We start from the raw sequence: 23,467 nt of genomic DNA on the forward strand, positions 1-23,467 counted from the left end.
CATGACGGAGACGACGGTCGGCATCGGCGGCGCGGCGGAGAGCACCGACATGGTGCTGAACATCGGGCCGCAGCATCCCTCGACCCATGGCGTGCTCCGGCTCCGGCTCGTGCTCGACGGCGAGGTCGTGCGGCAGGCCGAGCCGGTGATCGGCTACATGCACCGGGGCGCGGAGAAGCTCTTCGAGGCGCGCGACTACCGGCAGATCATCATGCTGGCCAACCGTCACGACTGGCTGTCCGCCTTCTCCAACGAGCTCGGCGTGGTCATGGCCGTCGAGCGGATGCTCGGCATGGAGGTCCCGGAGCGCGCGGTGTGGACCCGTACCCTCCTCGCGGAGCTGAACCGGATCCTCAACCATTTGATGTTCCTCGGTTCCTACCCGCTCGAACTGGGCGGGATCACCCCGGTCTTCCACGCCTTCCGGGAGCGCGAGGAGCTCCAGGCGGTGATGGAGGAGGTCTCCGGCGGCCGGATGCACTACATGTTCAACCGGGTCGGCGGCCTCAAGGAGGACCTGCCGGCCGGCTGGCTGGGGAGGGCCCGGCAGGCCGTCGCCGACGTGCGGTCGCGGATGGACGTGTACGACCGGCTCGTCCTCGGCAACGAGATCTTCCGGGGCCGTACGCGCGGGGTCGGCGTCCTGTCCCCGGCGGCGGTCCACTCCTACGGTGTGTCGGGGCCGATCGCCCGCGCCTCGGGCGTCGACTTCGACCTGCGCCGTGACGAGCCGTACCTGGCCTACGGGGACCTCCAGGACACCCTGAAGGTCGCCGTGCGCGAGGAGGGCGACTGTCTGGCCCGCTTCGAGTGCCTCCTCGACCAGACGCACAACTCCCTGGACCTGGCGGACGCCTGCCTGGACCGGATGGCGGAGCTGGCGCCGGGGCCGATCAACCAGCGGCTGCCGAAGGTGCTCAAGGCGCCGGAGGGCCACACGTACGCGTGGACCGAGAATCCCCTCGGCGTCAACGGCTACTACCTGGTGTCCAAGGGCGAGAAGACCCCGTACCGGCTGAAGCTGCGCTCGGCGTCCTTCAACAACATCCAGGCGCTCGTGGAACTGCTGCCGGGGACGCTCGTCGCCGACATGGTGGCGATCCTGGGGTCGCTGTTCTTCGTCGTCGGCGACATCGACAAGTAGCCGGGGCCGGGAGTCAGCGCTCCCGGCGCATCACGACGTACTCCCGTTCCTCCCCGGCCGGCCGTCGCCGCTCGGCCACGGTCCAGCCCCAGCGCGCGTACCGCCCGGTCAGTTCCGGTACGTCGAGGGTCATCAGGAGCCGGGGTCCCGGGGGCGGTCCGTCGAGCAGGGCGTCGTGGAGCGCGCGCCCGAGGCCGAGGCCCTGCCGGGCGGGGGCGACGACGAGTTCGGCGAGTTCGAAGGCGGGCTCGCGGCCGGACAGCGCGGTGTCGGTCCAGCCGGCGGCGAAGCCCTGGAGTTCCCCGTCGGGGCCGAGCGCGGCGACGCCCCGGTAATCGGGCCGCCCGGCCGCGGAGTCCAGCAGCCGGTCCACCGTCCGTACGGCGCCGAGCGGCGGCTCGTGCCAGGGGGCGCCGCAGAAGGCCTGGGCGCACAGGGCGAGCAGTTCGTCGCGGCGCTCGGCGGCCCCACCGGCCGTGAGGTCGGTGAGGCGGTACGTCACGAGTTCACCGCTCCCCGGAGTTCGGCCAGGTCGAGCTGCTCGGTCTCGTCGTGCGCGGTCAGGTCGATGACCTGGCCGACCGCGCGGGACGGGGTGACCCGGGGCGGGAGAGGGTTGACGGGGGTGCCCGAGGGGCTGATCGGGGTGAGCAGCGGAGCGCCGAGCGCGGCCTGCGCGGCCAGGACCTCTTCGAGGACCTCCTCGCCGACGACATCGGCGAGGTCGGTGTTCTGCACGGCCTCGATGGCTGCCGCCGCCTTCTGCGTACCGAAGAAGTCGAAGCCGCCCTCGGGGCGCGGCACGGGCCTGCGGGCCGCGTACGGGACGATCGCGGTCGCGGTCGGGACGGCCGGGACCATGGTGGAGGCGGGCGGGACCGGCGCGGCCGGCGGGAGCGCGAGGGCGGGGGCGGCCGGGCGGGTGTGCTCGGTCGCGGCGGTCGCCGCGTGCTTCCCCTGCGGCTCCTCCGTCTCGCGGGCCCGCTCGGCGAGGTCACGGGCGCGGGCCGCCTCGGTGGTCCGGCGGGCGTGCTGGGCGGCGGCGCTGCGCGGCAGGTCGCGAAGTGCCTGGGCGGCGCGGCGGAAGGCCTCCGGGGTGGGCGCGGACCCACCGGCGGGCAGAGCCTTGGCGGCGGCCGAGGCGACCGCGCCGGCCGCCGTCTCCAGGGCCAGGACGCGGGCGCCCTCCAAGGCGCTGGCACGCTCGGTCTCGGCGGTGGCGTACCGGCGGAGCAGGTCGGCGTGCTCGCCGCGCAGCCCGGCCAGTTCGACCCGCTTGGCGCGGAGCTTGGCGTCGAGGCGGGCCCGCAGCGCGCGGGACTCCTCGAGGTCGGACTCCAGCTCGGCGACCCGCTCCTCGGCCTTCCACTGGTCGGCGGTGCGCGCCCGGTCGAGCTCGGCGACCCGCAGACCGGCGCTCCGGTCCCAACTGCGCATGAGGACGGCCCCGGTGACGGCGGCGGCGGCCGCGGCCGCCGCGAGCAGCCGCGCGAGCACCTGATCGCCGGGCAGCCAGGCGGCCGCGGCGCACACGACCGCGGCGCCGGCGACCGCTGAGGGCGGCAGCAGCTTGTGCAGAGGCGGGGAATGGCGGTGGCGTCCACGTGGCATGGCCTGAAATTTACCGTGCGTAGGCGCTGTGTGGGGCGTCGGCCCGGCAATCTCTTGGCCACTTCTCGCCATCAGAAGTGGATATCAACCGTTCCGGTTCCGCTTCGGGCCGACGCCCCTCCCCCGACGCCTACTTGTTGAGCAGCCCCTTCGTCACCAGATAGTCCTTGGCGACGTCCTCCGGCTTCGCCCGCTCGGCGTCCACCTTGCGGTTGAGTTCGGCGAGATCCGCTGTGGTCAGCACCTTGGTGAGCTTGTCCAGGGCGGCGGCTATCTCGGGGGAACCGGCGTCCTTCGCGTTCACCACCGGCAGTACGTTGTCGGCGTTCTGCAACTTCTTGTCGTCGGTGAGGAAGACCAGGCCGTAGCCGTCGATCGTGGCGTCCGTCGTGGTGGTCAGGACCAGCTGGTCCACCCCGTCCTTCACCGCCTGCTTGGCCTGCGGGGTGCCGACTCCCTTGGGGTCGATCCCGGTCACGTCGATCCCGTACGTCTTCTTCAGACCGGGCGCGCAGAACGGCCGGACCGCGCATTCGTCACCGGCGGCGATCTTCACCTTCAGCTTCGCGCGGCCGAGATCGGAAAGCGTCGTCAGCTTGTTCTTCGCGGCGAATTCCTTCGTCACCGCGAAGGCGTTCTGATCGACCGCCGCACCGGCCGCGAGGACCTTCAGACCGCGCGGTTCGGCGAGCTTCCGCAGCGCCTCGACGGTGGCCGTCGCGTCACCGGACGCGACCGGCGCGTCCTCCGGCGCCTTCGGCCCGTTCACCTTCGCGTTGAGGAATTCCGCGATCGTCGCCGCGTATTCCGGGACGACGTCGATCTCGCCCTTCTCCAGCGACGGTTCGTACAGCTCGCGATTCTTCACCGTGGTGATCGACACGGAGTATCCGGCGGCCCGCAGCGACTGCGCGTACAGCTCGGCCAGCACCTTGGCCTCGGTGAACGCCGCCGCGCCGACCACCAGCGAGCCCTTCTTCCCGCCACCGGAGTCGCCGGAGCCCCCGGACTCCTTCTGCTTGCCCTGCTCCAGGCTGTCACCGCCGCACGCGGCGAGCGCGACGGTCAGCGCCGCCGTCCCCAGCACCGCGCCCGCGATACGCGAGACCCTGTTCACGAGATCACCCATCCAGTCAGCGTTTGGTCGGTCGTTCCGGTCGGCGTTCGGCCGGTCGTCGTACTGCCGGTCGTCGTTCTGCCGGTCGTCGTTCTGCCGGTCGGCCACGGAGTTCGAGAAGTCGGTCCAGGCCCACCAGTACGCCCTCCACCAGGAGGGCCAGCAGGGCCACGAGCACCGCGCCCGCGACGACCTGCGCGGTGTCGTACGTGGCGAAGCCGGCCGTGATGATCCGGCCGAGGCCGCCCTGCCCGACCATCGCCGCGACCGTCGCCGTCGCCACCACCTGCACCGCCGCCGAGCGGACCCCGGTCATCACCACCGGCCGGGCGAGGGGCAGTTCGACCCGGCGGAACAGCTGCCCGCCCGTCATCCCCATCCCCCGCGCGGCCCGCACCGCGGCCCGGTCCACCTCCCGCACCCCCACGTACGCGTTGGTCAGGAGCGGGGGTATCGCGAACAGCACCAGGGCCACGACCGTCGGCACATACCCGGCGTTCCGCAGGGGCGACACCATGAACAGGGCCAGCACCGCGAAGACGGGGATCGCCCGCCCCACGTTCGACACGTTCACCGCGAGCGCCCCGCCCCTGCCGAGGTGGCCGAGCCAGAGCCCCAGCGGCAGCGCGAGCGCCGCGGCGATCAGCAGCGCGGCCCCGCTCACGTACACGTGCTCGGCGAGCCGTTGCCCGATGCCGTCCTCGCCCGTCCAGTGCGCGCCGGTGGTGAGCCAGCCCCAGGCGTCCGACACGACCCCGATGTCACCCACCCCCCGGCGCGGTCCGTATGCGGGTCCACGGCGTGACCAGCCGCTGCAGCCCCAGGAGCAGCAGGTCGGCGACGACGGCGAGCAGCACGCACAGCACGGAGGCGGCGAGCATCTGCGCCTTGAAGAAGGTGGGCAGCGCGTCCTCGATGAGATTGCCGAGGCCGCCGCGGCCGACGACCGAACCGACCGTCGTCAGCGCGATCGTGGAGACCGTCGCCATCCGTATCCCCGCCATCAGCACCGGGAGCGCCAGCGGCAGTTCGACCTGCCAGAGGAGGCGCAGCGAGCCGTACCCCATGCCCCGGGCGGCCTCCCGTGTCTCGGCGGGCACGGCGGCGAGCCCCGCCAGCGCGTTCCGCACGAGGATCGTCAACGCGTACAGCACGAGGCCGGTCACCACGAGCGCCGACGACAGCCCGAAGAAGGGCAGCAGCAGCGAGAACATGGCGAGCGACGGCACCGTGTAGAGCAGGGTGGTCAGTCCGAGGACCGGTCCCGCGAAGCGCGGCCTGGCCCGGACGAGCAGGGCGAGCGGTACGGCGACGGCGAGCGCGATCAGTACCGACACGACCGTGATTCCCACATGCTGGAGCGTGGCGTCCGTCAACTCCTGGGCGCGCGTCCGCAGATACTCCCCGCATATCCAGTCGTTCGTGACCAGACAGTTCGGTGCGCTCATCCGTCCCTCCCCCCGGGTGGCCGACCTTCCCGAACGCATGTGTGACGACCCTAACCCCCGCCACCGACAATCCCCGAGACCCGCCACAATGCGGCAACACGCCCTTCACACACCCCCGGCATCCAGGGGCCAGAATGGGGAACCATGATCCGGTTCGAGCAGGTGACCAAGCGGTACGAGGACGGCACGACCGCCGTCGACGACCTCTCCTTCGAGGTCGCCGAGGGCGAACTCGTCACCCTCGTGGGGCCGTCCGGCTGTGGCAAGACGACCACGATGATGATGGTGAACCGGCTCGTCGAGCCGACCTCCGGCCGCGTCCTCGTCGACGGCGAGGACATCGCCGGCGTCGACCCCGTCGCCCTGCGCCGCAAGATCGGATACGTCATCCAGCAGGTCGGGCTCTTCCCCCACCGCACGGTCCTCGACAACACCGCGACCGTCCCCGCGCTGCTCGGCTGGAAGAAGGCCGCCGCACGCGCGCGTGCCGCCGAACTCCTCGACCTCGTCGGCCTCGACCCTGCCGTCTACGGCTCCCGCTACCCCGCCCAGCTCTCCGGCGGCCAGCGGCAGCGCGTCGGCGTCGCCCGCGCCCTCGCCGCCGACCCGCCCGTCCTGCTCATGGACGAGCCCTTCGGCGCCGTCGACCCCGTCGTCCGCGAGCGCCTCCAGAACGAGTTCCTCGCCCTCCAGGCCACCGTCCGCAAGACCGTCCTCCTCGTCACCCACGACATCGAGGAGGCCGTCCGCATGGGCGACCGCATGGCCGTCTACGGGCAGGGCCGCATCGAGCAGTTCGACACCCCGGCCACCGTCCTCGGCTCCCCCGCCACCCCGTACGTCGCGGACTTCGTCGGCAGCGACCGGGGCCTGAAGCGGCTGGCCGTCACGCCCGTCACCGAGGCCGACCTGGAACCCGTACCCCTGGAGAAGGCGGCGGACCCCGGGGCGGCACCGGCGACCGCGACGGCCGGGAGCGCGGACGGCGCCCCCGACCCCGTCCCTCTCGGGACCTCCCTCAAGGACGCCCTCGCCGTGCTCCTCCAGCACGACACCGGCCGTCTCCTCGTCACCGGCGCCGACGGCCGCCCCCTCGGCGTCCTCACCCCGGAGGGCGTCCACCGCGCCCTGCGCCGGGCCTCGGTCTCGTAACCCCCCGGGGCGGACGGTCCTGGGATCAGCTCGCGCTGAGCTTGCCGCCCATCCAGACCATGCCCGGCGGGATCTCCCGGTTCCACGTGTTGAAGTTGTGGCCGCCGCTGTCCAGCGTGATCGACGAGACCCTGGCCGGGCTCTTCACCTTTTTGATGAACTCCTTCGTACCCCGCAGGTTGTCCTCGCCCCGCTTCGACGTCGTCACCAGGAACGACGACTTCCCCTGCGGCAGGTGATCCAGGCTCCACAGCAGGTTCGACCGCTTGCGCAGCCCGTCGTCCCCGTGGAAGAGGTCACCCGTCGTCACGTCCTCCGCCGCCCGGTAGTACGCCGAGAACCCGGCCCCCGCCGCGAACCGGTCCGGATGGTGCAGGGCGATCTTCAGCGCGCAGTACGCGCCCGTGGAGTTGCCCATGAACCCCCAGTTCCGCGGCTTCGTCCCCACCCGGTACGTCGCCGAGACCGCCTTCGGCAGGTCCTCGGCGAAGAAGGTCTCCGTCTGCGGCCCCCCGGGCACGTCCACGCACTCGGTGTCCCGCGGCGGCGCCACCGTCGGACGCAGCATCACCAGGATCATCGGCTGCATCCGCCCCTCCTTCGCCTGGAGGTACGCCGTCTTCGGGTACTTCAACCCCTTGATGAGGTTCTCCGCCGTCCCCGGATACCCCGTGAGCACCAGCGACGCCGGGAACGTGCGCTTCGCGTACCGCGCCTGGAAGTACTCCGGCGGCAGGTACACATAGGCCGGCGAGACGATCCCCGACCGCTCCCCCGCCACCACGACCTTCTGTATCTGCCCGCCGACCTCCGGACGCCCGCCGCCCGGCACGTCGAGCCCCTGCCTGCCCACCACCCGAACCGCCTTCGAACCGGCCCCGTGGTCGACGACCACCCCCATCTCCTGCTCCTGCCCGAACAGGTCCGCCCAGGAGCCGTAGAAGAGGAACGACCGGTTCGCCGCCAGCCCCACCGCCGCGAACAGAGCCAGCTGGGTCGCGAGCAGAAGCCCCACCCGCCCCGTGTACGCGCGCCACCCCCGGCGCGCGAGCCGCGGCCACAGCCAGACCGTGGCGAGGAACAGCGCCACGGCCAGCACGACCGCCACCACGAGAACTTTGCTACTGGTGAGACCCATGGGACTACCGAGCCTTCCTTTCCGAGAATTTCCTGTGAACCGATGAACCCGAACCCGCACGACTCCGTCCTAAGAGGCGCACCACCCGGGACGGCCCGCCGAATGCGCCGCAGGGCCCGACCGGAGTCAAGGACCCTTCGCAGGACCACGGGAAGTACGGGAAGCCATGTCTGTCACGGTAGATGGGGACAAATCAGGATTGGTTCCGGTACGGGTACGGCGGATTCTCCGCGGCCCCCGTCCCGAGAACGTCCCCACGCTCATCGGCACGGCCGTCACCCTCGGCGGCCTCATCGACATCGCCGCCGGCGTCTTCCCCCGCTTCCGCGTCAGCCGGATGCACTCCTTCGCCGAAGTCCTCCCGGGCACCCTCAGCCCCCTCGGCCCCCTCTCCGCCGCCCTCTCCCTGAGCGCCGGCGTCCTCCTCCTGCTCCTCGCCCACGGCCTCAAGCGCAACAAGCGCCGCGCCTGGCGCGCCGTCGTCGTCCTGCTCCCCCTCGGCGCCGCCGCCCAGTTCCTCTGGCGCCACTCCGTCATCGGCACCCTCTTCTCCCTCGCCCTTCTCGCCCTCCTCCTCCGCCACCGCGACGAGTTCGCCGCCCTCCCCGACCCCCGCAGCCGCTGGCGCGCCCTCGCCAACTTCGTCCTCATGGGCGCCGGCTCCATCGCCCTCGGCCTCGTCATCGTCAGCGCCCACCCGCGCCGCGTCATCGGCGACCCCAGCCTCGCCGACCGCCTCGAACACGTCCTCTACGGACTCGTCGGACTCGAAGGCCCCGTCGGCTACACCAAGGGCGTCGACTGGACCGTCGGCTACTCCCTCGGCGCCCTCGGCATGCTCACCGCCCTCACCACCATCTACTTCGCCTTCCGGCCCGAGCACCCCGCCGCCCGCCTCACCGACGAGGACGAGACCCGGCTGCGCGTCCTCCTCGACCAGCACGGCGGGCGCGACTCCCTCGGCCACTTCGCCCTCCGCCGCGACAAGGGCGTCGTCTTCTCCCCCAGCGGAAAGGCCGCCGTCTGCTACCGCGTCGTCTCCGGCGTCATGCTCGCCAGCGGCGACCCCATCGGCGACGTCGAAGCCTGGCCCGGGGCCATCGAACGCTTCATGGACGAGGCCAAGGCCCACTCCTGGACCCCCGCCGTCATGGGCTGCTCCGAGACCGGCGGCCAGGTCTGGACCCGTGAGACCGGCCTCGACGCCCTCGAACTCGGCGACGAGGCCGTCGTCGACGTCGCCGACTTCTCCCTCTCCGGACGCGCCATGCGCAACGTCCGCCAGATGGTCAAGCGCATCGAACGCAACGGCTACACCACCCGCGTCCGCCGCGTCCGCGACCTCGACGACGCCGAACTCGAACGCGTCCGCCGCGCCGCCGCCGACTGGCGCGGCACCGACACCGAACGCGGCTTCTCCATGGCCCTCGGCCGCATCGGAGCCCCCGGCGACGGGGACGCCGTGATAGCGACCGCCCACAAGACCGACACCGACGACGACCCCCACTCCCCCTACGGCGACCTCAAGGCGATCATCCACTTCGTCCCCTGGGGCCCCGACGGCATGTCCCTCGAACTCATGCGCCGCGACCGCTCCGCCGACCCCGGCATGAACGAGCTGCTCATCGTCGCCGCCCTCCAGGACGCCCCCGCCCTCGGCATCACCCGCGTCTCGCTCAACTTCGCCATGTTCCGCTCCGCCCTCGCCCGCGGCGAGAAGATCGGCGCCGGACCCGTCCTCCGCGTCTGGCGCGGACTCCTCGTCTTTCTCTCCCGCTGGTTCCAGATCGAGTCGCTCTACAAGTTCAACGCCAAGTTCCGGCCACGCTGGGAACCCCGCTTCGTCGTCTACCGCAACAGCCGCGACCTCCCCCGCATCGGCTTCGCCGCCATGCAGGCCGAAGGCTTCGTGAACGTCTCCCTGCCCCGGCCCTTCGCCCGCCGGCGCCCCGCCCCGGCCCCCCGGCCCTGCGCCCACATCGTCCCCGCCCCCGCCGAGCGCGAGATCCACGCGGCCTGATCCCGCCCATGGGCCCTACGCTGGACACATGAGTACGACGATCGACCGGGGTACGGCCCTGGGCCTGCCGGAGTGGGACCGCTGCGCGGTCATGGGCGTGGTCAACGTGACCCCCGACTCCTTCTCCGACGGCGGCCGCTGGTTCGACACCACGGCCGCCGTCAAACACGGCCTCGACCTCGTCGCCCAGGGCGCCGACCTGATCGACGTCGGCGGCGAGTCCACCCGCCCCGGCGCCACCCGCGTCGACGAGGAGGAGGAACTCCGCCGCGTCGTCCCCGTCGTACGCGGCCTCGCCGCCGAGGGCGTCACCGTCTCCGTCGACACCATGCGCGCCGGCGTCGCCGCCCGCGCCGTCGAGGCCGGGGCCCTGCTCGTCAACGACGTCAGCGGCGGCCTCGCCGACCCGGAGATGGTCCCCGCCGTCGCCGCCGCCGAAGTCCCCTTCGTCGTCATGCACTGGCGCGGATTCAGTCAGGACATGAACAGCCTCGCCGTGTACGACGACGTCGTCACCGAGGTCGTCCGCGAACTCCGCACCCGCCTGGAGGCCGTCGTCGACGGCGGGATCGCCCCCGAGCGGATCGTCGTCGACCCCGGCCTCGGCTTCGCCAAGCTCGCCCCCCACGACCTCGCGCTCGTCGCCCACCTCCCCGAGCTCCGCGCCCTCGGCCGGCCCCTCCTCGTCGCCGCCTCCCGCAAGCGGTTCCTCGGCCACGTCCTCACCCGCGAACCCGGCGCCGCCCCGCCACCCGCCCGCGAACGGGACGCCGCCACCGCCGCCGTCTCCGCCCTCGCCGCCCACGCGGGCGCGTGGGCCGTCCGCGTCCACGAGGTCAGGGCCACCGCCGACGCCGTACGCGTCGCCCGCGCCGTCGAGGGAGCCGCGTGAGCCGCACCGGCCGCAACTCCGACGAGACGGCCGTCGAAGCCGCCAACACGGCCTTCTACGAGGCGATGGAGACCGGCGACTTCGAGACCGTCTCCGCGCTCTGGCTCGACGACGGCGCCACCCCCATCACCTGCGTCCACCCCGGCTGGCCCGTCCTCACCGGCCGCGGCGAGGTGCTCCGCTCGTACGCGCTGATCATGGCGAACACCGAGTACATCCAGTTCTTCCTCACCGACCTGAAGATCTCCCTGGCCGGCGGCACCGCGATCGTCACCTGCACCGAGAACATCCTCAGCGGCGGCCCCGCCGAGGACGGCGCCGAACTCGGACCCCTCGTCGGCCAGCTCGTGGTCGCCACCAATGTGTTCCGCCACACACCCGACGGCTGGCGGATCTGGTCCCACCACGCCTCCCCTGTCCTTGCGGAGACCGAGGAATCCGAGGACGAGGGGACCCGCCCGGACGACGCGTAGAACCCGCTCCGGACCCGCCCACGCCCCCCACGGGCAAGCCCTGTCGGTGCCCGCAGGTAGATTCGACGATGGACACCCGGCCGTCCGCACCCGGCTGCGTGGCCACCCGAACTACGACAGCAGGAGTGATTCGCGTGGATCGTGTCGCGCTGCGCGGCCTCAAGGCCCGGGGCCACCACGGCGTCTTCCCCAAGGAACGCGAGGAGGGCCAGACCTTCATCGTGGACCTGGTCCTCGGCCTGGACACCCGCCCGGCGGCCGCCGACGACGACCTGACGAAGACCGTGCACTACGGGATCGTCGCCGAGGAAGTCGTCGGAGTCGTCCAGGGCGAGCCCGTCGACCTCATCGAAACCCTCGCCGAGCGCATCGCCCAGCAGTGCCTCAGCCACGCCGGGGTCCAGGAGGTGGAAGTCGTCGTCCACAAGCCGGACGCGCCCATCACCGTGCCCTTCGACGACGTGACCGTCACGATCACCCGGAGCCGACGATGAAACCGACGCAGAGCGACCCCACCGTCCAGCCCGTACCCGCCTCCGTCGTCGAGACCGTCGACGCGGCCGATGTGACCCTCTCCAACCCCCGCTGGGCCGTCATCGCCCTCGGCGCCAACCTCGGCAACCGCCTGGAGACCCTCCAGGGGGCCGTCGACGCCCTCGCGGACACTCCCGGCCTCCGGGTCAAGGCCGTCTCCCCGGTGTACGAGACGGAGCCCTGGGGCGTCGAGCCCGGCAGTCAGCCGGCCTACTTCAACGCCGTCACGCTGGTGAAGACCACGCTGCCGCCCTCCTCCCTCCTGGAGCGGGCCCACGCCGTCGAGGAGGCCTTCCACCGCGTCCGCGAGGAGCGCTGGGGCGCCCGCACCATCGACGTCGACATCGTCGCGTACGCCGACGTGGTCTCCGCCGACCCCGTCCTCACGCTCCCGCACCCCCGCGCCCACGAGCGCGCCTTCGTGCTCGCTCCCTGGCACGACGTGGACCCCGAGGCCCTGATCCCCGGCCGCGGCGCCGTCACCGACCTCCTCGCCGCTCTCGGGGCCGAAGGCGTCACCCGCCGCGCCGACCTGGAACTCCGTCTGCCCGAGTAGTCGTTACGCTTCGTGGCAGACCGCCCACGAACACGACCGACGAACACGTGAAGGACACCCGGTGAAACAACTGCGGCTGAAGGTGCTCGCCGGACTGTTCCTCGTGGCCGGCATCCTCTCCTGGGGTGCCGCCAAACTCTGGGACTCGGTCGGCACCCTCCCCAGCGTGCCGATCGCCGCGCCCATCGTCCTCGCCGTGATCGCCGTCGTCCTCACCGCGACCGCGCTGTCGATCCGCGCCCGCCTCAAGGCCCAGCGCGAGCGCCGCCCCGGCGCGAAGGGCGTCGAGCCCCTGATGGCGGCCCGCGCGGTGGTCTTCGGCCAGGCGAGCGCCCTGGTGGCCGCCCTGGTCGCCGGCATGTACGGCGGCACGGGTGTCTTCCTCCTGGGCTCCCTGGACGTCCCGGCCCGCCGCGACCAGGCCGTCTACGCGGCCTTCTCGGTAGCGGCAGGCATCGCGGTCATCGCGGCCGCCCTCTTCCTGGAACGCGTCTGCAGGCTGCCGGAGGACGACGACAAGAACCGGGCCCCGGCCGCCTGACCCCTATCGGGCCTCGCGCGCGAGGTGCCCGTTCAGCAGGAAGGTCGGGTACGGGGCGAGCCCGTAGCTGTAGAAGGTGAAGGGCTTGGTGCCGAGGGCGGGGCGGGGGCGGACCTCTTGGATATTGATCCAGGAGGATTCGGGCGGGTCGAGGGGGTGATCTTCGGGGGCGAAGGTGTTGCGGCTCGCCCAGCGGTCCGATACGCAGAGTTGCGAGGCTCCCTTGGCCTTCGGAGTGAACCGGGCCCCGATGATGGAAGCGAGCTCGGCCAGGAAAGGAGCGTTGGCGCTCGCGATCATGCGTCCGTGCCAATGCTTGAGGCGGCAGCCGTCACCCTCGATGTATCCGTCCAGGAAGCCCTCGAACGTATCGCCGTCTCTTAGAACCACCCGAGGGAATCGCTGCCGCATGTGGTGGGCATCCCCACCCACGTAGTGACGCAAAGCGTCCGAGAGGTACGACGACACCACCCGTACCCGGAAACCCGGCAGGTCCCGCTTCAGATAGCCGGATGGACGGGTCACCGCCTCAAGCCGTGCCGGAAGACCCGTACAGGCCGTCAGCGCGGTCGCGTAGCGGGCCGCGAAGGCCTCCTCGTTCACGACCCGCGAGACGTAGTTCTTGCCCACGGTCCCGTCGGCGCACGTGGCTCCCACGAAGTAGCCGAACTCGTACCCCGACTTGATCGTCAGTCGCTCCCGGCACAGCTTCCGCGCATACGTCCAGGCAACCGTCGTCCCCGCCGCGTCCGCAGCGTGCGTCCACCCGTCCGGTGTCGCCAGCAGCAGATCCGGGCTGGCGGTGAAGGTCATGTGGTCCGTGACCACGTCCATGGCGGCACGCGCCTTCGCCGCCGTCACGTCCACGACCGTCGTCTGCACCGTCCGGTCGCCGTCCAGGGTCCACATCGTGCTGCCCAGCACCACGTTCTTGGCCTGCGCGCACCCGTCCACCAGGTTGACCAGCATCTTGCTGGTCGGTCCGTACCCCATACCGCCCCCTTGATCAGCGATCGACTCCGCTGATCGAGGACGGTATGGAGCAAGGCGGACAGCCCGCCACTAACGAGCCAGTATCAGAGACATGGCCTCGGCGCGCGTAGTAGCGTCACGAAGTTGCCCACGTACCGCCGAGGTGGTCGTCTTGGCGCCCGGCTTGCGGATGCCGCGTACCGACATGCACATGTGCTCGGCCTCGATGACGACGATCGCGCCGCGCGCCTCGAGGATCCTCATCAGCGAATCGGCGATCTGGGTCGTCAGGCGTTCCTGGACCTGCGGACGCCGCGCGAAGACATCGACGAGCCGGGCCAGCTTCGAGAGCCCCGTGATCTTGCCGCTCTCCGCCGGGATGTAGCCCACATGGGCGACACCGTGAAACGGGAGCAAATGATGTTCACAGAAGCTAACGAGCTCGATGTCCTTCACGAGGACCATTTCATCGTGACCGATGTCAAACGTCGTGGTCAGAACGTCTTCGGGTTCCTGCCTCATTCCGGCCAACAGTTCCCTGTATGCACGCGCAACGCGGGCAGGGGTCTGCAGCAAACCCTCGCGGTCCGGGTCCTCGCCGACCGCGATGAGGAGCTCGCGTACGGCCGCCTCGGCGCGCTTCTCGTCGAAATCGCCGATCTTGCCCTCGCCGTCCAGCGTCACCGGGTCGGTCATCTCTGTGCCTCGTTCCGTCTGGCTGATGTGCGCGAAATGCCGCGCCCCCACAGGCTAAAACCTGTGGGGGCGCGGCAGCCATTCCGGGGTCCTGCGGTCAGTCCTCGGGGGTGTCCACCGGGGCGATGTCGATGCCCTTCGTGGTGTCGACCGGGGCTGCCGAGCCGTTCGCGCTGTTCGTCAGTGCGAGCTCCTTGGGGGAGAGCACCGGCGGACGCGTGGACGGCGTACGGCGGGAGGAGCCGGTCCAGGCCGGGCGGGCCGGGCGCCGGACGATGGGGGTGAAGATCTCGGCGATCTCCTCCTTGCCCAGCGTCTCCTTCTCCAGCAGGGCGAGGACCAGGTTGTCGAGGACGTCACGGTTCTCGACGAGGATCTCCCAGGCCTCGTTGTGCGCGGTCTCGATGAGCTTCTTGACCTCTTCGTCGACCAGCGCGGCGACCTCTTCCGAGTAGTCGCGCGGGTGCGACATCTCGCGCCCGAGGAACGGCTCGGTGTTGTCGCCGCCGAACTTGATGGCGCCCAGACGCTCGGTCATGCCGTACTGGGTGACCATCGCGCGGGCCGTGGCCGTGGCCTTCTCGATGTCGTTGGCGGCGCCGGTGGTCGGGTCGTGGAAGACCAGTTCCTCCGCCGCACGGCCGCCCAGCATGTAGGCCAGCTGGTCGAGCATCTCGTTGCGGGTGGTCGAGTACTTGTCCTCGTCCGGCAGGACCATCGTGTAGCCCAGGGCGCGGCCCCGGGACAGGATGGTGATCTTGTGGACGGGGTCGGCGTTCGGTGAGGCCGCCGCGACCAGGGCGTGGCCGCCCTCGTGGTACGCGGTGATCTTCTTCTCCTTGTCCGACATGATCCGGGTCCGCTTCTGCGGGCCCGCGACCACACGGTCGATCGCCTCGTCGAGCGCGTGGTTGTCGATCAGCTTCTGATCGCCGCGCGCGGTGAGGAGCGCCGCCTCGTTGAGGACGTTGGAGAGGTCCGCTCCGGTGAAGCCGGGGGTGCGTCGGGCGACGGCGCCGAGGTCGACGTCCGGGGCGACCGGCTTGCCCTTCTGGTGGACCTTGAGGATCTCCAGTCGGCCCAGCATGTCCGGCCGGTCGACGGCGATCTGCCGGTCGAACCGTCCGGGACGGAGCAGCGCCGGGTCGAGGATGTCGGGCCGGTTCGTGGCGGCGATCAGGATGACGCCGCCCTTCACGTCGAAGCCGTCCATCTCGACGAGGAGCTGGTTGAGGGTCTGCTCGCGCTCGTCGTGACCGCCGCCGAGGCCGGCGCCGCGGTGGCGTCCGACGGCGTCGATCTCGTCGACGAAGACGATGGCGGGCGCGTTGGCCTTGGCCTGCTCGAAGAGGTCGCGGACCCGGGAGGCGCCGACGCCGACGAACATCTCGACGAAGTCGGAGCCGGAGATCGAGTAGAAGGGGACCCCGGCCTCGCCGGCGACGGCGCGCGCGAGGAGCGTCTTGCCGGTTCCGGGCGGACCGTAGAGCAGGACGCCCTTGGGGATCTTGGCGCCGACGGCCTGGAACTTGGCGGGCTCCTGGAGGAATTCCTTGATCTCGTGGAGTTCCTCGACGGCCTCGTCCGCACCCGCGACGTCGGCGAACGTGGTCTTCGGCGTGTCCTTGGTGATGAGCTTCGCCTTGGACTTGCCGAACTGCATGACGCGCGAGCCGCCGCCCTGCATCTGGTTCATCAGGAACAGGAAGACGACCACGATGAGGACGAAGGGGAGGAGCGAGAGCAGGATCGAGACGAAGGGCGACTGCTTCGTCGGGGAGACGGTGTAGCCCTTCTCGATCTGCCCGGCCTCGAACTTCTGCTGCAGCTTGTCGGCCAGGTCGGCGCCCTGGGTGCCGATGTAGCTGGCCTGGACCTTGCTGCTGTTGTCGATCTTCTGGCCGTCGACGAGTTCGATCTTGACGATCTGCTCGTCACCGGTGGTGACCTTTGCCTGCTTGACCTGGTTCTTGTCGATCGCCTGGACGACCTTGCCGGTGTCCACCGTCTTGTAGCCCTCGGACGAGCCGACGACCTGCATCAGCACGACCACGGCGAGGACGGCCAGCACGATCCACATGACCGGCCCACGGAAGTATCGCTTCACGTCCATCCATACGGAGCGAGAACGCCCCGTCCCTCCTGCCCGTAGGAAAATGCTGCTGTGAGAGCTGCTGTGTGAAAAAGCTGTTCTTCGGACGGTACCTCAGCATCGTCGCCCGCGACCGCCTTCCCGTGGTTCAACGGAGGGAAGGCGGTACGGGTTCCCCATGACGAGGCGACTGTCAGCCGCCGTACACGTGCGGGGCGAGCGTGCCGACGAACGGAAGGTTCCGGTACTTCTCGGCGTAGTCGAGGCCGTAGCCCACGACGAACTCGTTGGGGATGTCGAAACCGATCCACTTGACGTCGATCGCGACCTTCGCCGCCTCGGGCTTGCGCAGGAGCGTGCACACCTCCAGGGAGGCGGGCTCGCGCGAGCCGAGGTTCGACAGCAGCCAGGACAGGGTCAGGCCGGAGTCGATGATGTCCTCGACGATCAGGACGTGCTTGCCCTTGATGTCGGTGTCGAGGTCCTTGAGGATCCTGACGACGCCCGAGGACTGGGTGCCGGCGCCGTAGGAGGAGACGGCCATCCAGTCCATGGTGACGGGGGTGGAAAGGGCGCGAGCCAGATCCGCCATCACCATCACCGCGCCCTTGAGGACGCCGACGATGAGCAGGTCCCTGCCCGCGTATTCCGCGTCGATCTTCGCGGCCAGCTCTGCCAGCTTGGCGTCGATCTCTTCCTTGGTGATGAGCACCGACTGGAGGTCGGTGCCCATGTCCTTCTCGTTCACCCGGGTCACTTTCGTTGCAGCGTGCGTCAGCCTTGCCGGATGACCAGTCTGCCACCCTGACGACGGGCTTCGACGCGGCCGGGCAGGTTGATGGCCCCCTGGCCGCGCCATCCGGTGATGAGCCGGTCGACTTCCTCGATGTGCCGGGCGAAGAGGGAGCCGGCGGGGGCACCCTCGGCGATCACGGCGCGGCGCAGGACGCGGCGGCGTACGGCGGTGGGCAGCCCGTGGAGCTTGGCGCATTCGAGGGCGCCCGCCTCGTCGCGTACGGAGGTCTCGGCGTCGGCGGCCCAGGTGTCGAGCGCGTCGGCGTCGTCGCGGGAGAGCTGGGCCGTTCGGGCGAGGGCTTCGACGACGCCCTTGCCGAGGGCCTTCTCCAGTGCGGGGAGGCCTTCGTGGCGAAGCCGGGAGCGGGTGTAGGCGGGGTCGGTGTTGTGGGGGTCGTCCCAGACGGCGAGTTCCTGGGCGACGCAGGCCTTGCGAACGGTCTGGCGGTCGAGCCGGAGGAAGGGGCGGCGGTAGCGGCCGGCGGCGCCGGAGACGGCGGCCATGCCGGAGAGCGAGCGGATGCCGGAGCCGCGGGCGAGGCCGAGGAGGACGGTCTCGGCCTGGTCGTCGCGGGTGTGGCCGAGGAGGATCGCGGCGGCTCCGTGGCGCTCGGCGGCGGCGTCCAGCGCCGCGTACCTGGCGTCGCGGGCGGCGGCCTCGGGGCCTCCCTCGCGGCCGACGGTGACGGCGACGGCCTCGACGGGGGTGAGGCCGAGGGCGGTCATGCGTCCGGCGACCTCGCGGGCGCGGGTGTCGGAGCCGTGCTGGAGTCCGTGGTCGACGGTGATGCCGCCGGCGCGCACGGGGAGTTTGCGGGCCTCGAAGGCGAGGGCGGAGGCGAGCGCCATGGAGTCGGCGCCTCCGGAGCAGGCGACGAGAACGAGGGGGGTTCCGTCGTCCGCCGTGGCGGGGTCGGTCTGGTGCTCGGTGAGAACGTCGTGGAGTACGCGGCGGACCGCCAGGCGTATCGCCGCGACCGCAGGATGGGGACCCATGTCCGGTGCCCTTCGTGATGGGGGTGGGGTGCCTCGGTCGGAGTCTTAACGGTCGGAAAGGGGCTCAGTCACTCAGAGTGCGTCGATGGTGACAGAAACCCGGCCGTTACCCGAGCATTGCACGCCTCACCCCATGTCCAGGGTCCCTCGGATGGGTGATTGGTGGGGTGTCGCGACGTGTTCGTGTGCCGTCCGTCGCACCCGTCTCACGAGTCTGCCTTACGGTGCACCCTCGCGATCCAGTCGGCGGGGGCGGCGATCTCGGTCTTGGTGGGGAGCGTGTTGGGCGAGGTCCAGACGCGGTTGAAGCCGTCCATGCCGACCTCGTCGACGACGGCGCGGACGAAGCGTTCGCCGTCGCGGTACTGACGGAGCTTGGCGTCGAGGCCGAGGAGTTTGCGCAGGGCGAGGTCGAGGCGGGAGGCGCCCCGGGCCCGGCGCTCCTTGAACTTCTCGCGGATCTCGGCGACGGAGGGGACGACCTCGGGTCCGACGCCGTCCATGACGTAGTCGGCGTGGCCTTCGAGGAGGGACATGACGGCGGTGAGGCGGCCGAGGATCTCGCGCTGCTCGGGGGTCTGGACGAGTTCGACGAGGGAGGGGGCGGGTTCGCCCTCCTCGGCCTCGGGGCGCCCGCCGGCGAGGGTCTGGGCGGCTTCGCGGAGGCGCTCGACGACGGTGCCGGGGTCGACGTCGGTGGCGGCGAGGAATGACTGGATCTCGCCCTGGAGATGGTCGCGCAGCCAGGGGACGGCGGTGAACTGGGTGCGGTGGGTCTCCTCGTGGAGGCAGACCCAGAGCCGGAAGTCGTGCGGGGAGACGTCGAGTTCGCGCTCGACGTGGACGATGTTGGGGGCGACGAGGAGGAGGCGCCCGCCGCCGGTTCCGGCGGGGAGGGCGCGGGTGGCGGGGGCGAAGGTCTCGTACTGGCCGAGGATGCGGGAGGCCAGGAAGGACAGCAGCATGCCGAGTTCGACGCCGGTGATCTTGCCGCCTACGGCACCGAGGACGGCACTGCCGGGGCTTGTGGACCGGCGGTCCTGCATCTTGCCGAGGAGAGGGGTGAGGAGTTCGCGGAAGCCGGCGACGTTGGCCTTGATCCAGCCGGCCCGGTCGACGACCAGGACGGGGGTGTCGTGCGGCTCCGTGCCCTCGGGGATCATCCGCGTGTAGGCGCGGACGTGTTCTTCCGAGGCCTTGGCGTGCCTGCGGAGTTCGGCGACGACCTCGCGGGCCTCGTCGCGGCTGACTTCGGGTCCGGGCCGCACGAGGCGGGTCGCGGTCGCGACCGCGAGGTTCCAGTCGACCATCCCGGATGTGCCTGCGCCACCGATGCTCGTCATGCGTCAACCGTACGGTCTCGGGGGCCGTTCGGTGTGGGTTCGGGACGGCTTCGGTGCGGGTCGGGGCGGCGGCCGGACGGTGTCCCGTACGGGGGCCGGGTGGGGCCCGTACCAGCCGGGTCGGGGTCAGCGCGGGCCGGCGAGGGCGGCGGAGAGCCGGTCGAGGGCGGGCTGCGCCTCGTACGGGGAGGTGGTGCGGCCGGCGAGGAACGCGAAGGCGAGGAGGCGGCCGTCGGCGGTGACGACGGTCCCGGCGAGCGTGTTGACGCCGGTGAGGGTGCCGGTCTTGGCGCGGACGAGGCCGGCTCCCGACCGGGCCGGCGCGGTGTCGAAGCGGCCGGCGAGGGTGCCGGTGAAGCCGCCGACGGGCAGTCCGGTGAGGAGCGGGCGCAGGGTGGGGCGGGCGGGGTCGGCCGCCCGGGTGAGGAGTCCGGTGAGGAGGGCGGCGGAGACGCGGTCACGCCGGTCGAGTCCGCTGCCGTCGGCGAAGCGGGCGCCGGTGACGGGGAGGCCGAGGCGGCCGAGTTCGTCCCGTACGGCCCGGCCCGCGCCGTCGAAGCTCGCGGGCTGCTTCCGGGCGAGGGCGGTCTGCCGGGCGAGGGCCTCGGCGAGGTCGTTGTCGCTGTGGGTGAGGGTGCGCTCGACGAGGTCGGCGAGGGGGGCCGAGTACGTACGGGCGAGGGGGGCGGCCTTGGGGGCGCGGCCGGGGGCCGGGTCGCCGGTGACCGTGATCCCGGCCCCGGTGAGGAGGCCGGCGAAGGCGGTGGCGGTGTCGCCGGCCGGGTCGGCGGTGCGGGGCGCGGGGCCGCTCGCGCTGTCGTCGAGGCGGCCTTCGCGGGTCATGAGGGCGACGACGGGGGCGAGGTTCTCGTTGGGGCCGATGGGGTGGAGCTCGGCGCCCTGGTAGAGGTGGGTGTCGTAGGCGAGGCGTACGGAGGTGGTGCCCCGCTTCTTGAGGGCGCGCGCGGTGTCGGCGGCGAGGGCCTTGAGGCGGGCCGGGTCGAGCGTGGGGTCGCCGCCGCCGACGAGGGTGACGGTGGTGCCGTCGGGGGTGGCGGTGACGGTGGTGGGGATGCGGTGGTCGGGGCCGAGGGCGGAGAGCGCGGCGGCGACGGTGGCGATCTTCACCGTGGAGGCGGGGGTCATGGGGGTGCCCTCGCCCTCGCCGTACAGCTGTGTGCCGGTGGCGGTGTCGACGACGGAGGCGGTGCGCAGCGGGCCGAGGCCGGGGTCCGCGAGCAGCGGCACGAGGACGGCGGCGAGGTCGGCGGCGCGGGTGGCGGGCGCCGGGGCGTGCAGGGCGGTGAGGACGCCGGGGGCGCTGGGGGCGGGCGCGGGGAGGCGGGGCGCGGGCGGCGCGGGGGCCGGGGAGTGACGTGCGCCACCCGCCTGCGGGGCGGCGGCGCGGGCCCGCTCGGCCGTACGCTGGCCCGAGTCCCACGGGCCGGCCGCGGTCACCGCCACGGCGGCCAGGGCCAGACCGAGGACGGCGGAGCCCGCCGTGAGCTGCCACATCCTCGGCTCGGGCATTGCTGACCAGCCCCTTTCGCGATCACACACGTGCGTGAGGGACACTTAACCACCGCGCGCCGTCGCGAGCATTCACTTGTGTTGATTCAGGAGGAGCCACCCGTGGAGTTCGACGTTCTCATCGAGATCCCGAAGGGATCGCGGAACAAGTACGAGGTCGACCACGAGACGGGTCGCATCCGCCTGGACCGTCGGCTCTTCACGTCGACGGCCTACCCGACCGACTACGGCTACGTGGAGAACACCCTCGGCGAGGACGGCGACCCGCTGGACGCGCTCGTCATCCTCGACGAGCCGACCTTCCCGGGCTGCCTGATCAAGTGCCGCGCGATCGGCATGTTCCGTATGACGGACGAGGCCGGCGGCGACGACAAGCTGCTGTGCGTCCCGGCGACGGACCCGCGCATGGAGCACCTGCGGGACATCCACCACGTGGCGGAGTTCGACCGTCTGGAGATCCAGCACTTCTTCGAGGTCTACAAGGACCTGGAGCCGGGCAAGTCGGTCGAGGGTGCCGACTGGGTCGGTCGCGCCGAGGCCGAGGAAGAGATCGAGAAGTCGTACGCGCGCGCCAAGGAGCAGGGCGGCCACTGAGCCGGTCTCGTTCCGGTCGTGTGAGAAGGCGGTGCACCTCTTGGGGTGCACCGCCTTTCGCACATCCGTCTCATGCTCATACTGGAAGCCACGGTTCCCTAGGCAGTGAGGCGGAGAGAGTGGTGGCGGAGCCGGAGGGCGGGAAGGACGCTCCGGGCGAGGTTCCGGAGGACCGGAAGCCGCAGTCGGACGAGGCGCGGAGCGCGTTCGTTCCGCCGGCCGGGGTGGATCAGCCCGCGCCGCCCGAGGAGGAGCATCCGACCTCCGAGTTCGCCCTTCCGCCGGGGCTGACGCCGGAGCCGCCGGCCGAGCCGGAGGGTTCGGCGTTCGCGACGCCGGCCACCTATTCGGCGAAGAACTCGCCGCCCGCGTTCACCCCGGCGTACGGGATTCCGCTGGTGCGGCTGCCGCAGGACGCTCCGTGGCAGGACCGGATGCGGACGATGCTGCGGCTGCCGGTGGGTGAGCGGCCGGTGCCGGAGGCGCTGCGCAAGGAGGACGAGTCGGGTCCTTCGGTGCCGCGTGTGCTCGACCTGACGCTGCGCATCGGCGAGCTGCTGCTCGCGGGTGGTGAGGGTGCGGAGGACGTCGAGGCGGCGATGTTCGTGATCTGCCGTTCGTACGGTCTGGACCGGGTCGAGCCGACGGTGACGTTCACGCTGTTGTCCGTCACGTACCAGCCGTCGCTGGTGGACGACCCGATCACGGCGAACCGGACGGTACGGCGCCGGGGGACGGACTACACGCGGCTGGCGGCGGTCTACACGCTGCTGGCCGACATCAACGCGCGGGCGCACGAGGTGACGCCCGAGGAGGCGTACCGGCGGCTGGCGGAGATCCGGCGGAACCGGCATCCGTATCCGGGCTGGGTGCTCACGGCGGCTGCCGGTGTGCTCGCGGGTGCGGCCTCGGTGCTGCTGGGCGGCGGTCCCACGGTGTTCTTCGTGGCGGCGCTGGGCGCGGTGCTGGGCGACCGGCTGGCGTGGCTGTTCGCGGGGCGCGGGATGCCGGAGTTCTACCAGTTCCTGGTGGCGGCGATGCCGCCGGCGGCGATGGGGGTGCTGCTGACGCTGCTCCACGCGGACCTGCGGCCCTCGGCGGTGATCACCGGTGGCCTGTTCGCGCTGATCCCGGGGCGGGCGCTCGTGGCGGCCGTGCAGGACGGTCTGACCGGTTTCTACATCACGGCCTCGGCGCGGCTCCTGGAGGTCGCGTACTTCTTCGTCGCGATCGTGGTGGGCGTGCTGTCGGTGCTGTACATCGCGGTGCAGTTCGACGCGCAGCTGAACCCCGAGGGGGCGCTGCGGGCGGTGGAGCGGCCGGTGACGCAGATCCTGGCGTCGATGGTGCTGTGCGCGACGTTCGCGATCCTTCTGCAGCAGTCGCGGGCGACGGTGCTGTTCGCGACGCTGAACGGCGGGGTGGCCTGGGTGATCTACGCGTCGATCTCGGTGACCGCCGGGGGCTCGACGGTCATGGCGACGGCGGTGGCGGCGGGTCTGGTGGGGCTCTTCGGGCAGCTGATCGCCCGCTACGAGCACACCTCGTCGCTGCCGTACGTGACGGCGGCGATCGGCCCGCTGCTGCCCGGTTCGGCGACGTACTTCGGGGTGCTGGCGATCGCGCAGAACAATCTGGACCAGGGTTTCGCGTCGCTGGCGAAGGCGGCGGCGCTGGCCCTGGCGATCGCGATCGGTGTGAACCTGGGTGGCGAGCTCGCCCGGCTCTTCATGCAGGCCCCGGGGGCGGCGGCGGCCCGCCGGGCGGCGAAGCGGACGAGGGGCTTCTGAGCGCGGGCTTCTCAGCCGGTACGTACGAGGGGC

The 23,467-nt window shown here is 71.5% G+C and carries 23 protein-coding genes; 10 read left to right on the forward strand and 13 right to left on the reverse strand.

Features of this window, described 5'->3' with window-relative positions; genetic code table 11:
• The first annotated feature begins 1 nt into the window (after position 1).
• Positions 2 to 1,144: an NADH-quinone oxidoreductase subunit D gene (locus V4Y03_RS14650; protein WP_317878194.1), complete on the forward strand. Its 1,143-nt coding sequence runs from the start codon at positions 2 to 4 to the stop codon at positions 1,142 to 1,144.
• A 13-nt stretch (positions 1,145 to 1,157) separates the two neighbouring features.
• On the opposite strand, the gene V4Y03_RS14655 is transcribed toward V4Y03_RS14650, so the two are convergent.
• The 5 genes from V4Y03_RS14655 to V4Y03_RS14675 all read right to left on the reverse strand — a co-directional run bounded on the left by V4Y03_RS14655 (position 1,158) and on the right by V4Y03_RS14675 (position 5,320).
• Positions 1,158 to 1,646 carry a GNAT family N-acetyltransferase gene (locus V4Y03_RS14655; RefSeq protein WP_332435204.1) on the reverse strand — a complete coding sequence of 163 codons (489 nt, stop codon included), beginning with the start codon at positions 1,644 to 1,646 and terminating at the stop codon, positions 1,158 to 1,160.
• Positions 1,643 to 2,755, reverse strand: a complete 1,113-nt coding sequence (locus V4Y03_RS14660) for a hypothetical protein (RefSeq protein ID WP_332435205.1) — start codon at positions 2,753 to 2,755, stop codon at positions 1,643 to 1,645. Before V4Y03_RS14660 ends, V4Y03_RS14655 begins: the two co-directional genes overlap by 4 nt.
• A gap of 130 nt (positions 2,756 to 2,885) precedes the next feature.
• Positions 2,886 to 3,884, reverse strand: coding sequence for an ABC transporter substrate-binding protein (locus V4Y03_RS14665; protein ID WP_317877506.1), 999 nt, complete (start codon positions 3,882 to 3,884; stop codon positions 2,886 to 2,888).
• Positions 3,885 to 3,888: 4 nt separating this feature from the next.
• Complete coding sequence (locus tag V4Y03_RS14670) at positions 3,889 to 4,632, reverse strand: ABC transporter permease (protein WP_332437182.1); 744 nt, start codon at positions 4,630 to 4,632, stop codon at positions 3,889 to 3,891.
• A gap of 1 nt (position 4,633) precedes the next feature.
• Positions 4,634 to 5,320 carry an ABC transporter permease gene (locus tag V4Y03_RS14675; protein ID WP_332435206.1) on the reverse strand — a complete coding sequence of 229 codons (687 nt, stop codon included), beginning with the start codon at positions 5,318 to 5,320 and terminating at the stop codon, positions 4,634 to 4,636.
• Positions 5,321 to 5,464: 144 nt separating this feature from the next.
• On the opposite strand from V4Y03_RS14675, the gene V4Y03_RS14680 reads away from it, so the two are divergent.
• Positions 5,465 to 6,472: an ABC transporter ATP-binding protein gene (locus tag V4Y03_RS14680; protein WP_317877508.1), complete on the forward strand. Its 1,008-nt coding sequence runs from the start codon at positions 5,465 to 5,467 to the stop codon at positions 6,470 to 6,472.
• A 25-nt stretch (positions 6,473 to 6,497) separates the two neighbouring features.
• On the opposite strand, the gene V4Y03_RS14685 is transcribed toward V4Y03_RS14680, so the two are convergent.
• Positions 6,498 to 7,610 (reverse strand): alpha/beta hydrolase, encoded by a 1,113-nt coding sequence (locus tag V4Y03_RS14685; protein WP_317877509.1) that lies wholly within the window; start codon positions 7,608 to 7,610, stop codon positions 6,498 to 6,500.
• 166 nt (positions 7,611 to 7,776) lie between these two features.
• On the opposite strand from V4Y03_RS14685, the gene V4Y03_RS14690 reads away from it, so the two are divergent.
• From V4Y03_RS14690 to V4Y03_RS14715, 6 genes are all read left to right on the forward strand, one after another.
• Positions 7,777 to 9,630 carry a phosphatidylglycerol lysyltransferase domain-containing protein gene (locus V4Y03_RS14690; protein WP_332435207.1) on the forward strand — a complete coding sequence of 618 codons (1,854 nt, stop codon included), beginning with the start codon at positions 7,777 to 7,779 and terminating at the stop codon, positions 9,628 to 9,630.
• 28 nt (positions 9,631 to 9,658) lie between these two features.
• A complete protein-coding gene (folP, locus tag V4Y03_RS14695; RefSeq protein ID WP_332435208.1) occupies positions 9,659 to 10,522 on the forward strand; it encodes a dihydropteroate synthase in 864 nt (287 codons plus the stop codon).
• A gap of 65 nt (positions 10,523 to 10,587) precedes the next feature.
• Positions 10,588 to 10,995, forward strand: a complete 408-nt coding sequence (locus tag V4Y03_RS14700; protein WP_442809777.1) for a nuclear transport factor 2 family protein — start codon at positions 10,588 to 10,590, stop codon at positions 10,993 to 10,995.
• A 134-nt stretch (positions 10,996 to 11,129) separates the two neighbouring features.
• Entirely contained in the window at positions 11,130 to 11,489 is a 360-nt protein-coding gene (folB, locus tag V4Y03_RS14705) for a dihydroneopterin aldolase (RefSeq protein ID WP_332435209.1), read from the forward strand.
• Positions 11,486 to 12,085: a 2-amino-4-hydroxy-6-hydroxymethyldihydropteridine diphosphokinase gene (folK, locus tag V4Y03_RS14710; RefSeq protein ID WP_332435210.1), complete on the forward strand. Its 600-nt coding sequence runs from the start codon at positions 11,486 to 11,488 to the stop codon at positions 12,083 to 12,085. Before folB ends, folK begins: the two co-directional genes overlap by 4 nt.
• Positions 12,086 to 12,146: 61 nt before the next feature.
• Positions 12,147 to 12,626: a DUF3180 domain-containing protein gene (locus V4Y03_RS14715; RefSeq protein WP_317876922.1), complete on the forward strand. Its 480-nt coding sequence runs from the start codon at positions 12,147 to 12,149 to the stop codon at positions 12,624 to 12,626.
• A gap of 3 nt (positions 12,627 to 12,629) precedes the next feature.
• Here the strand turns inward: V4Y03_RS14715 and V4Y03_RS14720 are convergent, their stop codons facing one another.
• The 7 genes from V4Y03_RS14720 to dacB all read right to left on the reverse strand — a co-directional run bounded on the left by V4Y03_RS14720 (position 12,630) and on the right by dacB (position 21,050).
• Positions 12,630 to 13,619, reverse strand: coding sequence for a hypothetical protein (locus tag V4Y03_RS14720; RefSeq protein WP_332435211.1), 990 nt, complete (start codon positions 13,617 to 13,619; stop codon positions 12,630 to 12,632).
• 69 nt (positions 13,620 to 13,688) lie between these two features.
• Positions 13,689 to 14,294: a GTP cyclohydrolase I FolE gene (gene folE, locus V4Y03_RS14725; protein WP_317876920.1), complete on the reverse strand. Its 606-nt coding sequence runs from the start codon at positions 14,292 to 14,294 to the stop codon at positions 13,689 to 13,691.
• Positions 14,295 to 14,391: 97 nt separating this feature from the next.
• Complete coding sequence (ftsH, locus tag V4Y03_RS14730) at positions 14,392 to 16,407, reverse strand: ATP-dependent zinc metalloprotease FtsH (protein ID WP_317876919.1); 2,016 nt, start codon at positions 16,405 to 16,407, stop codon at positions 14,392 to 14,394.
• Positions 16,408 to 16,579: 172 nt separating this feature from the next.
• On the reverse strand, positions 16,580 to 17,119 hold the full coding sequence (hpt, locus tag V4Y03_RS14735) for a hypoxanthine phosphoribosyltransferase (protein ID WP_317876926.1): 540 nt from the start codon (positions 17,117 to 17,119) through the stop codon (positions 16,580 to 16,582).
• A 41-nt stretch (positions 17,120 to 17,160) separates the two neighbouring features.
• Complete coding sequence (tilS, locus tag V4Y03_RS14740) at positions 17,161 to 18,177, reverse strand: tRNA lysidine(34) synthetase TilS (RefSeq protein ID WP_317876918.1); 1,017 nt, start codon at positions 18,175 to 18,177, stop codon at positions 17,161 to 17,163.
• A 206-nt stretch (positions 18,178 to 18,383) separates the two neighbouring features.
• Positions 18,384 to 19,520 carry a zinc-dependent metalloprotease gene (locus V4Y03_RS14745; RefSeq protein WP_332435212.1) on the reverse strand — a complete coding sequence of 379 codons (1,137 nt, stop codon included), beginning with the start codon at positions 19,518 to 19,520 and terminating at the stop codon, positions 18,384 to 18,386.
• 126 nt (positions 19,521 to 19,646) lie between these two features.
• Complete coding sequence (gene dacB / locus V4Y03_RS14750; RefSeq protein ID WP_332435213.1) at positions 19,647 to 21,050, reverse strand: D-alanyl-D-alanine carboxypeptidase/D-alanyl-D-alanine endopeptidase; 1,404 nt, start codon at positions 21,048 to 21,050, stop codon at positions 19,647 to 19,649.
• Positions 21,051 to 21,152: 102 nt separating this feature from the next.
• Here dacB and V4Y03_RS14755 point away from each other — a divergent pair, with 102 nt between their 5' ends.
• Positions 21,153 to 21,644, forward strand: coding sequence for an inorganic diphosphatase (locus V4Y03_RS14755; protein ID WP_024758444.1), 492 nt, complete (start codon positions 21,153 to 21,155; stop codon positions 21,642 to 21,644).
• 119 nt (positions 21,645 to 21,763) lie between these two features.
• Entirely contained in the window at positions 21,764 to 23,434 is a 1,671-nt protein-coding gene (locus tag V4Y03_RS14760) for a threonine/serine ThrE exporter family protein (RefSeq protein ID WP_317878212.1), read from the forward strand.
• The last annotated feature ends 33 nt before the right edge of the window (positions 23,435 to 23,467 follow it).

The sequence above is a fragment of the Streptomyces sp. P9-A4 genome, assembly GCF_036634195.1.
Classification (GTDB): domain Bacteria; phylum Actinomycetota; class Actinomycetes; order Streptomycetales; family Streptomycetaceae; genus Streptomyces.

Bases quoted from the DNA above. Each gene is read 5' to 3' on its own strand.
- V4Y03_RS14650 (WP_317878194.1), top strand. From the start codon at position 2: ATGACGGAGACGACGGTCGGCATCGGCGGCGCGGCGGAGAGCACCGAC.
- V4Y03_RS14660 (WP_332435205.1), bottom strand. From the start codon at position 2,755: ATGCCACGTGGACGCCACCGCCATTCCCCGCCTCTGCACAAGCTGCTG.
- V4Y03_RS14665 (WP_317877506.1), bottom strand. From the start codon at position 3,884: ATGGGTGATCTCGTGAACAGGGTCTCGCGTATCGCGGGCGCGGTGCTG.
- V4Y03_RS14675 (WP_332435206.1), bottom strand. From the start codon at position 5,320: ATGAGCGCACCGAACTGTCTGGTCACGAACGACTGGATATGCGGGGAG.
- V4Y03_RS14680 (WP_317877508.1), top strand. From the start codon at position 5,465: ATGATCCGGTTCGAGCAGGTGACCAAGCGGTACGAGGACGGCACGACC.
- V4Y03_RS14685 (WP_317877509.1), bottom strand. From the start codon at position 7,610: ATGGGTCTCACCAGTAGCAAAGTTCTCGTGGTGGCGGTCGTGCTGGCC.
- V4Y03_RS14690 (WP_332435207.1), top strand. From the start codon at position 7,777: ATGTCTGTCACGGTAGATGGGGACAAATCAGGATTGGTTCCGGTACGG.
- folP (WP_332435208.1), top strand. From the start codon at position 9,659: ATGAGTACGACGATCGACCGGGGTACGGCCCTGGGCCTGCCGGAGTGG.
- V4Y03_RS14700 (WP_442809777.1), top strand. From the start codon at position 10,588: ATGGAGACCGGCGACTTCGAGACCGTCTCCGCGCTCTGGCTCGACGAC.
- folK (WP_332435210.1), top strand. From the start codon at position 11,486: ATGAAACCGACGCAGAGCGACCCCACCGTCCAGCCCGTACCCGCCTCC.
- V4Y03_RS14720 (WP_332435211.1), bottom strand. From the start codon at position 13,619: ATGGGGTACGGACCGACCAGCAAGATGCTGGTCAACCTGGTGGACGGG.
- folE (WP_317876920.1), bottom strand. From the start codon at position 14,294: ATGACCGACCCGGTGACGCTGGACGGCGAGGGCAAGATCGGCGATTTC.
- ftsH (WP_317876919.1), bottom strand. From the start codon at position 16,407: ATGGACGTGAAGCGATACTTCCGTGGGCCGGTCATGTGGATCGTGCTG.
- hpt (WP_317876926.1), bottom strand. From the start codon at position 17,119: ATGGGCACCGACCTCCAGTCGGTGCTCATCACCAAGGAAGAGATCGAC.
- tilS (WP_317876918.1), bottom strand. From the start codon at position 18,177: ATGGGTCCCCATCCTGCGGTCGCGGCGATACGCCTGGCGGTCCGCCGC.
- V4Y03_RS14745 (WP_332435212.1), bottom strand. From the start codon at position 19,520: ATGACGAGCATCGGTGGCGCAGGCACATCCGGGATGGTCGACTGGAAC.
- dacB (WP_332435213.1), bottom strand. From the start codon at position 21,050: ATGCCCGAGCCGAGGATGTGGCAGCTCACGGCGGGCTCCGCCGTCCTC.